Origin of the sequence: Actinoplanes palleronii (assembly GCF_016862315.1) — a bacterium.
GTDB classification, from domain to species: domain Bacteria; phylum Actinomycetota; class Actinomycetes; order Mycobacteriales; family Micromonosporaceae; genus Actinoplanes; species Actinoplanes palleronii.
In genome coordinates this window covers 61,449-69,969 of record NZ_BOMS01000141.1, presented here as the reverse complement: position 1 = coordinate 69,969, position 8,521 = coordinate 61,449, and the positions used below count along the sequence as shown (strand labels likewise).

9 protein-coding genes are annotated in these 8,521 nt (G+C 68.4%); 6 read left to right on the top strand and 3 right to left on the bottom strand.

The features are described from left to right. Positions 1-271: 271 nt before the first annotated feature. Complete coding sequence (locus tag Apa02nite_RS52115) at positions 272-394, top strand: hypothetical protein (RefSeq protein WP_275412888.1); 123 nt, start codon at positions 272-274, stop codon at positions 392-394. Between the two features lie 94 nt (positions 395-488). Then, on the top strand, positions 489-1,508 hold the full coding sequence (locus Apa02nite_RS42095; protein ID WP_203830072.1) for a PKD domain-containing protein: 1,020 nt from the start codon (positions 489-491) through the stop codon (positions 1,506-1,508). A 69-nt stretch (positions 1,509-1,577) separates the two neighbouring features. Here Apa02nite_RS42095 and Apa02nite_RS42090 read toward each other — a convergent pair whose 3' ends face one another. Together Apa02nite_RS42090 and Apa02nite_RS42085 are read right to left on the bottom strand one after the other, a co-directional pair. Then, positions 1,578-3,101 carry an Ig-like domain-containing protein gene (locus Apa02nite_RS42090; protein ID WP_203830071.1) on the bottom strand — a complete coding sequence of 508 codons (1,524 nt, stop codon included), beginning with the start codon at positions 3,099-3,101 and terminating at the stop codon, positions 1,578-1,580. A 99-nt stretch (positions 3,102-3,200) separates the two neighbouring features. After that, positions 3,201-3,392, bottom strand: a complete 192-nt coding sequence (locus Apa02nite_RS42085; RefSeq protein WP_203830070.1) for a hypothetical protein — start codon at positions 3,390-3,392, stop codon at positions 3,201-3,203. A 204-nt stretch (positions 3,393-3,596) separates the two neighbouring features. Here Apa02nite_RS42085 and Apa02nite_RS42080 point away from each other — a divergent pair, with 204 nt between their 5' ends. From Apa02nite_RS42080 to Apa02nite_RS42070, 3 genes are all read left to right on the top strand, one after another. Further along, a complete protein-coding gene (locus tag Apa02nite_RS42080; protein WP_203830069.1) occupies positions 3,597-4,343 on the top strand; it encodes a calcium-binding protein in 747 nt (248 codons plus the stop codon). Between the two features lie 83 nt (positions 4,344-4,426). Further along, positions 4,427-6,724: an Ig-like domain-containing protein gene (locus Apa02nite_RS42075; RefSeq protein WP_203830068.1), complete on the top strand. Its 2,298-nt coding sequence runs from the start codon at positions 4,427-4,429 to the stop codon at positions 6,722-6,724. 131 nt (positions 6,725-6,855) lie between these two features. Then, positions 6,856-7,260: a hypothetical protein gene (locus Apa02nite_RS42070; RefSeq protein WP_203830067.1), complete on the top strand. Its 405-nt coding sequence runs from the start codon at positions 6,856-6,858 to the stop codon at positions 7,258-7,260. Positions 7,261-7,316: 56 nt separating this feature from the next. Here the strand turns inward: Apa02nite_RS42070 and Apa02nite_RS42065 are convergent, their stop codons facing one another. Beyond that, the gene (locus tag Apa02nite_RS42065; protein ID WP_203830066.1) at positions 7,317-7,601 is read right to left on the bottom strand and encodes a hypothetical protein; all 285 of its coding nucleotides are present in this window, start codon (positions 7,599-7,601) and stop codon (positions 7,317-7,319) included. A 163-nt stretch (positions 7,602-7,764) separates the two neighbouring features. On the opposite strand from Apa02nite_RS42065, the gene Apa02nite_RS42060 reads away from it, so the two are divergent. Next, complete coding sequence (locus tag Apa02nite_RS42060) at positions 7,765-8,517, top strand: HalD/BesD family halogenase (protein ID WP_067690966.1); 753 nt, start codon at positions 7,765-7,767, stop codon at positions 8,515-8,517. Positions 8,518-8,521 lie beyond the last annotated feature (4 nt).

The window sequence follows — 8,521 nt, the reverse complement described above, 5'->3', positions numbered from 1 at the left end:
ACTTTGCTGGGCCGCTTGAATTCCTTGACCGCGCTGCGCGGAAATGCGAACCGCGATAACATCCTGCGTGGTTTGGGTTTGAACGAAACGCCGGCGGGATAAAGCCGCAGGAAATGCGGCGCCGCAAACGCGCCAGCGAAACAAGCGGCTCGCAGAGCGGCGCCGCGGACAACGGCAACCTGATCCTTCGCGGATCCTGATCCACCGCACGGAACCGTCTCGCCGGAGGCCCTCGCACCACGGGGGTCTCCGGCGCGTCCGTGTGCGGGCCATGCGCGCGGTGATCTTCAGCTACTTCGGCACGCCGACCGACCCCGGCGCTGAGGTGTATCGCGAGCGCACCATCGGGGTCCACGGCGGGACGGAGAGCACGCTGCGGGAGGACTCTCCGTGACCTGTTGAGTTGCATTGATCGGCCTCGGTATTGTCGTGCCGCCGTGGCCGTTGGATTCGCCCGGCATTCCTTTCGTGATGCTTCCGGGAGAACCATGCGACTTCTGCACCACCGCGTGCTGTCCGCGCTGATCACTGTGGTCCTGGGTGCGGTCGCGGGGCTGACCGCCGGCACGCCCGCGATGGCCGACGATGCGGACGTCACCGCGCCGGTCGGGCGCTACCAGCTCGACTTCACCAAGCTCTGGGACGGTCAGAGTGCCGCCCTGACCCCGCTCGAGGTCTCCGACGACGTTTCGGCGCAGGCCGACATCCGCCAGTACATCGACTGGGGGGACGGGGGCTTCACCTACCTCGACGGCGACGAGAAGCCGGAGAAGCACCGGTTCTACAACCCCGGGGCCTACACCGTGACCGTCCGGGTCACCGACCAGGCGGGCAACTCGTCGTCCGGGGTCTTCGTCGGGACGGCCACCGTCACCGTGACGAAGATGCCCGGCACGTACAAGATCGTCAAGAAGACGGTGTACGCCGGCGACCCCGCGATCGTCACCCTGACCGGCATCCCCAGCGGGGTGACCAAGGTCCGGGTGTGGTGGGGCGACGGCAAGGACACCACGGTCAGCCGGACGACCACACAGGTCAAGCACTACTACAGCGGCTCGACGAGCTGGTACGTGACCGTCCTGCTGACCAACGCGGCCGGCGAGGCCTACGGCCGGGAGATCGGCAGCATCTACACCACGTACGACGACTACGCCCCGCAGGTCTCGGTGACCAAGCCCAGTAAGCCGACGTACGTGTCGTCCTGGCGCACCGTCCGGGGCAAGGTCAGTGACCGGGGCCGGGGGACCGCGGCCGTGGGCACCGCCTTCATCCAGCAGCGGGGCAGCAGCTGGTACTACTACACCGGCAAGAAGTGGACCAAGGCGAAGTCGCTCAACCAGGCCCTGAACCGGGCGCGGACGATCGAGGTGCGACCGACCGCGAAGAACACCTGGCAGGTCAAGATCAAGGGCCTCAAGAAGGGTACGTTGTGCGTCTTCTACGCGGCCGTTGACAAGGACGGCAACCAGTCGGAGGCCAAGGTCAAGAAGCAGAAGCTGACCCGCTGACCCAGCCGGTCGAAACACGTAGCGGCCTGGCTCCCGCCGATGGTGGGGGCCAGGCCGCTCACGGTTGGATCAGCGGCGGTACCAGGTGCGGGCCGCCGTGGTGGTGACGTTGCCGGCGCGGTCGTACACCCGCAGCCGGACCTTGAGGGTCTTGCCGTACTTCTTGGTGTTGATCGTGAATTTGTAGGCGGCAGTGGTGTCGGTGGCGACGACCTTGCCGTTGACCAGCAGCTGGACCCGGGCGACACCGTTCTTGTCGCTCGCCGCCGCGGCCACCTTGACGGTTCCCTTGACCTTCGCCTTGTTCTTCGGCGCCGTGGCGAACGCGACCTTGGCTCTGGTGTTGTCGACGGTCACCCGGTTGGTGACCGCGGCCGGGTTGCCGAGCTCGTCGTAGACGGCGAGGCTCAGCAGGATCGGGCCGTCCCCGTGCAGGGTCAGGTATTCCACGTAGGAGAGCGGGGACGCCTGCCACGGGCTGCTGAAGCCGGCCGAGTCGGGCAGGACGACGCGGTGCTGGTCGATCGCGGTCTTGGTCACGATGACCTGCTTGCCGCGCAGCAGCGTGCCGGATCGCGGGGCGATCTTCAGCGCCGGCCCGACGTTGTCGATGTTCAGCCGGAACGCTTTTGTGGTGGTGAGACCGACCCGGTTCGTCACGCGAACCTCGAGGTTCGCGAAGGTCTTTCCCCGGGTGGTGTCGTGCCAGTCGAAGGAGTTCGGCTGTCCGGTGATGCTGCTGCGGCGAACGCCGTCGACCCACAGCTCGGTGTGATCGACGCCGGCCTTGTCCGTGGCGCCCACCGTGATCGTGCCGTCGGCGCCGATCCAGCCCTTGCCCAGGTCGAGCTGGCTGGACCAGGCAATCGTGCCGCCGCGATCGGTGCCGCCGTATTCGTGGTAGGCCGACACCGACTTGATGACCGGCGCTTCGTCGGAGACGACATAGTTCGAGCAGTACGTCGTGGTGTTGCCGCCCGTCTCGCTGAGCCGGAAGCACGGCGGGCTCGCGGCGGCGGACGCGTCCCAGGTGAAGGCCCACGGCGCGGCCGTGACCGTGGTGAGGACGGTGCTGCTGAGCCCGTCCATCATCTCGATCTTGTTGGTTTCCGGCGATACGTCGCTCAGCGTGGCCGTCATGGGCCCGCTGCGCATCGGTGTCCCCGCCTTCGGCGTGAGCGTGCCGGACAGGGCCACCGAGACGACGTGCACCGGAGTGGCTCGGTCGGTGTAATTGCCCGCCGTGTCGAAGGCGCGAACCGTCACGTTGACGTCGGTGCCGTTGAACGCCACCGGAACGGTGAGGGGGCAACTGACGCCCTGGGTGGCGTCGATCGTGCACCGGGCCCCGGTGCTGCCAATCCGGACGAGAACGGACCTGACCGCGACGTCGTCGGTGACCACGGGGTGCAGTACCGACTGCCGCAGAACGGTCTGGCCGTCGGCCAGCCCGGTGCTGGAGATGACGGGCGGAGTGGTGTCGAGGGGGACGGTGTCGTCGGCCAGCGCCGGTGTGGCGCCGGCGAGGACGAGGGACAGGGCCGCGGTCGCCGAGACGCCGAGGCGCCGGGCGATCCGCGATGGTGCGTGCATCGATTCTCCAAGATCAGGAGGTGGGGGTGTGCCTTCACTCACCGTCAGCGGATCACTTGGTTTTGGTGAAGTATTTCCAGGCGCCGGCGGAGGTGTAGTTCACGTTGTCGCCGGAGGACTCGCGCAGGTATTCGGCGCGGGGTGGACGGCATCGACAGCGATGTCACCGAAGGACTCGATGGGCAGCATCTGGTCCGAGTCGGCGACGGCCGGGCCGGCGGAGACACCCAAGCCGACGGCGGTGGCACCGGCCAGAACCGTGGCCGCCAGCGCGGCCCGGGAGATTCGCATGAGGACCCCGTGTCGATCGGAGGAGAACCGGTCTCCGGCATCGTAAATGCAAGATCGAATACTGCCGATCGGCCGAACGGATGAGGACGGGCCGGGGCCGTAACGACGCCGAGTCCGGCGCCGCGGTGTGACACGAAAACGGGAGACGAGCGGGCTTCATGTCCTCATAGGATCTGCGTATCAGCAGCTAGGGACGGGGAACAAATGTTCAGTGTCAACGGTAAGAAGCTCGCCGCGATCGGTATCGCGGCCGCCGCCACGACCGTGTTCTTCGCCTCGCCGGCGCAGGCCGCCTCGGCCGCCAAGGCTGAGGTCGTCGGGAAGAACAGCACCGTGGTCCGGTTCACCGCGGCAGCCGGCCAGGCCAACTCCCTGGTCATCACGGTCTCCGGCCGGACGATCACGCTGAACGACAAGGTCGCCATCAAGGCCGGCAAGGGCTGCAAGGCGGTCAAGGGTGACAAGACCAAGGTCAAGTGCACCACCGCGAGGAAGGCGACCGGGCTCACCGTCACGCTCGGCGACAAGAACGACTTCGTCGACAACAACTCCGCGATCCCGCTGAGCGCCAACGGCGGCACCGGCGACGACACCGTCTTCGGCGGCACCGGCAAGGACGCCCTCTCCGGCGGCGACGGCGTCGACGACGTGCAGGGCGGGAACGGCAACGACACCCTCCGCGGCGGCCGCGGCAACGACCACGTCGAGGGCGGCCCGGGCCAGGACAAGCTGTACGGCGACGCCGGCAACGACGACCTGATCGGCGGCGACCTCGACGGTGAGCTCGCCGACAGCGGCGACACCATCTACGGCGGCGCGGGCAACGACTTCCTGCTCGGCGGCTACGGCAACGACTCCCTCTACGGCAACGCCGGCAACGACAACCTGGTCGGCGGCTCCGGCAAGGACAAGCTGGTCGGCGGGGCGGGTACGGACACCGTCACCCAGTAACCCCCGCGCAACGGGACAGCGAGCGCCGTCGACGTTTCGTACGATGCTCGCATTTGATCTCTCGTGAGCGCGTGAGGAACCCGTTGACTCATTCTCTTTTTCGCTGGGCCCTGGCCGGAACGGCCGCTGCCGTGGCCTCGGCCGCGCTGGCGGCTCCGGCCGTGGCGGCTACCGGACCTGTCCTGGTCGGCGGCGCGACGCCGCTGATCAGTGCGGCGGTGGGCGCGGACTTCGACGTCACCCTGTCGGTCACCAACATCGGCACCACGCCGCTGACGGATGCCGGCGTTCTGCTGCACACCGACTGGGGCTTCGAACCCACCGACCAATTCTCCAACTGCGACTACAGCGACGGCCGGGCGAGGCTCTGCACCTTCGCCCGGACGTTGGAGCCGGGCAAGAGCTACCGGGTCGTCCTGCCGTACAAGGTCCGGTCGGACACCTACGCGCCGGGCGGCATCTACGGCGAGTTCGAGTGGCTGACGGCCGACGAACTCAAGGCCTACGACCGGAGCACCCCCGGCACCGGTGCCGCTCTTCCCCTGGCGGAGGGCGACCCACTGCCCGCGGACGATGACCACGTGGCTCCGGTCGTCGAGGTCACCGTGAGCGGCACGAACGGCACCGACCTCGTCGCGATCGGCGACCAGGTCTCCGGCGCGGTCGGCGACCTGGTGCAGGCCACGGTGGGTGTGCGCAACGACGGCCCGGCCACGCTCAACGGGGGCCGCGCGGGCATGCCGCCCGCCGAGGTCGAGGTGGTGCTGCCGGCCGGCACGTCGTTCATGAGCGCTCCTCCGGAGTGCGAACGTGAGGACGACGCCACGCACTACCTCTGTAGCGTGCCGGCGCCGTACCTGTTCACCGCCGGTACGACGTCGACCTGGACGTTCACCCTGAAGGTCGACAAGGTCGTGGCCGACGCCCAGGGCACGGTCCAGGTCAACCCGCCGTGCCAGTGCACCCGCCCCGGCGATCGGGACCGGTCCAACGACACGGCGCTGCTGCGGGTGAACCCCACCACGGGGAGCACCGACCAGATCCCGCCGGTGATCGCGGGCATCGGCCTCCTCGCCGATCAGCAGGTCCCCGCCGACCTCGTCTTCTACCCGGCGTCGGCCGACAACGTCGGGGTCACCGAGCTGCGCGCGACCGTCAACGGTTCCCTCGAGGCGGCCTGCACCCTGACCGGCGGCTGCCAGGTGTCGCTGGCGAGCCTGGCCGACAACGCCCTCGCCACGATCGTCGTGCGGGCCACGGACGCGGCCGGCAACCACACCGAGAAGTCGGTCCGGGTACGCGTCGACAACGTCCTGCCCAGCGCGATCCTCTCGCCGGCGCCCGGATCGTCGGTGCCCAGCGGGCCGGTCACCATCGCCCTGAACGGCGTCGCCGGCGATGTCTGGCGCATCGACGCGCTCGACGGGCAGAACCACACCCAGCTGTCGGGTGAGCCGTGGACCTACACCTGGAACGCGGTCACCGGCGCGGCCTCCCCGACGTTCGTCCTCCGTGACATCGCCGGCAACATCACCACCCTGGCGACCGGCTACACCGTGACCGCGCCGGCCGTGGACGACCAGCCGCCGGTCATCGCGCGGGTGGACTTCGCCGGCGCGTACTCGACGAACCGGCTGGACACCGGCGCGGGCTGGGTCGGCGGTGTCAGCACCCTGAAGCCGACGGTCCACGACGCGTCGGCGATCGTCCGTTCCGAGTGGACCGTCAACGGCGTGGTGCGGTCGAGCGGCCAGACGTTCTCCTGGGACGTGCGTACGTTCGCCGCGGCCACCGCGACCGTTGGCCTGCGGGTCTGGGACGCGGCCGGCAACACGTCGGCCACGTCGTTCCTCGTGCACGTCGACAAGTCCGCTCCCACGATGGCCATCGCGCCGGGCAACCGCGCGCTGATCCGGGGTACGTCGTACGTCACCTCGCTCAAGGCCGCTGACCCGCGCGGAGTCGCGGTCACGCACCTGGCGGGCAAGAGCGGTTCCGCGACGTCGGTGCGGGTGACGGCCGGCAAGGACGGCGCCAAGACGATCACCTGGGTGGCCGTCGACAAGCTGGGCAACACGGCCAGCGCCACGCGAACCGTGATCGTCGACAACACCGCACCCGCGGTGGCCTTCAAGGGCGCTCCGGCGAACAAGACGAAGCTGCGGAAGACCATCTCGCTCAAGGCCACGGCGAGCGACCGCAACGGAATCGCCAAGGTGCAACTGCTGGTCAACGGCAAGGTGGTCGCCACCGACACCCGGGCGGCGTACGCGTTCACGCTCAACCCGAAGAAGTACGGCAAGTCGTTCACCGTGCAGCTGCGCGCCTACGACAAGGCGGGCAACCTCAAGGTGACGACCAAGCGGACGTACCGCCGCTGATCCTGCCGACAGGCGCACGGCCGTGACCCGCGGAAACGCCGGGTCACGGCCGTTTGCTGTCCCACCCGGGATCACCGATCTGGTGGACCGGGCGCGGATGCTGCGGCGGGCTGCGGTCGGCAGGTGGCACGGTGACCTACCGGGTGTCCTACCCCGGGGACGCCAACCACTCCGCGGTCACCGCGACCAGATCGGTCGCGGTCTCCCGCGCCGCCGCGTCGCTGTCGCTGACCAACAACGGCAAGATCTATGGGTACGGCAAGACGGTCACGTTCACGGCGCGCCTCGGCGCCAGCTACAAGAACCGGGCCGTGGCGATCTGGGCCGACCCGAGTGGCGCCGACCAGAAGCGCCGGGGCAAGTGGCAGTCGTTGATCGGCGGGTACTACCCGACCCCGGAGACGTTCTACCTCAACGGCGCCGGGTTCAAGGGCTACAAGCTGCGCATTCGTACGGCGTACGTCAAGGGCGACTCGGGCGACAGCCTGAACACCACGACGTGGACCGGGTACCAGTACCTGTCCTTCACCAAGTGAGCCGTGCCCGGCTGCCGTGACCAGCACGGCGGCCGGGCCGTCAGCACCCCGGCCGGTTACCCGGCGGTGGGGTGGTCGCGCGCCGCGATGGCGTCCGCGATGAACCTCTGAAAGCCGTCGAACTGCTCCGCGGTCATCTTCCACCGCCGGCCACCGGTGATGTCGTCCGCGCCGTACGCCCGGCCCAGCCGCACCTTGTAACCGCCGCCGGACGGCGTCGCGCTGATCCGCAGGAACGCCACGTGATAGCGCAGGCTCTCCTCGGTGCCGCTGTGGAAGATCTCCAGCACGCGGCCGTCGAGAACCAGGATCTGTTCGTCGAACGCGAACTCGGTCGCCATGGTCGCCGCCTCAGGGTCGGGTCATCGCCCGGGCCGGCGACGTGTGCGTGATAGTAGAACGCCGACGGCTCTGCCCCCCGAACACGGGACATGTCACGGCCCTCGAAAGCTGACATCGTCTTTCTCGGAAGCGTCGCAGTGACGCGCCGGAGAGGGAATGCAGATGACTGTCGAGATTACGTCGTCGAATGTCGAAGAGCTTATCGCGAAGCACCTCACCGAGGAGTTCGCCGACGACAACAAGGTTCGCGCGCTGTCCCAGCACTTTCGGCGTGAGGGCTACGTAAAGCTGTCCGGCCTGGTCTCGCCGGAGATCTTCGCCGCGGTCACCAAGGAAACGCACGACATCCTGGACCTGCACGCCAAGCGGATCGACATCCACCTCAAGGAGACCGGCAACACGCCGCGCTTCATGAGCACCGTCAGCCAGGCCGCGATCGCCGCCGACGCGAAGCTGATCCCCGCCGTGTACGAGTCGCCGGCACTGAAGGGCTTCCTGTCCCGGATCGCCGCCGAGGAGGTCATGGACTGCCCGTGGGAGGGCGAGAAGTACATCATCATCCGCCAGGAGCGGGTCGGTGACACCCACGGCTGGCACTGGGGCGACTTCCCCTTCACCGTCATCTGGATCATCGAGGCGCCGGCCACCGAGTTCGGCGGCATGCTCCAGACCGTGCCGCACACCGACTGGAACAAGGAAGACCCGCAGGTCAGTGAGTACCTGATCAACAACGTGATCAAGACCTGGCCGCACTCCACCGGCGAGCTGTACTTCCTGCGGTCGGACACCACGCTGCACCGCACGATCCCGCTGAACGCGGACCGCACCCGGATCATCCTCAACACCTGCTGGGGCAACGCCGCGACCGCCGGCCGCCCGCAGAGCCACGAGACCATGGAAGCGATGTTCGACTGAGCCG

Excerpts from the sequence above, each read along its gene's own strand:
- Apa02nite_RS42090 (WP_203830071.1), bottom strand. The coding sequence starts at position 3,101 with ATGCACGCACCATCGCGGATCGCCCGGCGCCTCGGCGTCTCGGCGACC.
- Apa02nite_RS52115 (WP_275412888.1), top strand. The coding sequence starts at position 272 with ATGCGCGCGGTGATCTTCAGCTACTTCGGCACGCCGACCGACCCCGGC.
- Apa02nite_RS42080 (WP_203830069.1), top strand. The coding sequence starts at position 3,597 with ATGTTCAGTGTCAACGGTAAGAAGCTCGCCGCGATCGGTATCGCGGCC.
- Apa02nite_RS42085 (WP_203830070.1), bottom strand. The coding sequence starts at position 3,392 with ATGCGAATCTCCCGGGCCGCGCTGGCGGCCACGGTTCTGGCCGGTGCC.
- Apa02nite_RS42095 (WP_203830072.1), top strand. The coding sequence starts at position 489 with ATGCGACTTCTGCACCACCGCGTGCTGTCCGCGCTGATCACTGTGGTC.
- Apa02nite_RS42060 (WP_067690966.1), top strand. The coding sequence starts at position 7,765 with ATGACTGTCGAGATTACGTCGTCGAATGTCGAAGAGCTTATCGCGAAG.
- Apa02nite_RS42065 (WP_203830066.1), bottom strand. The coding sequence starts at position 7,601 with ATGGCGACCGAGTTCGCGTTCGACGAACAGATCCTGGTTCTCGACGGC.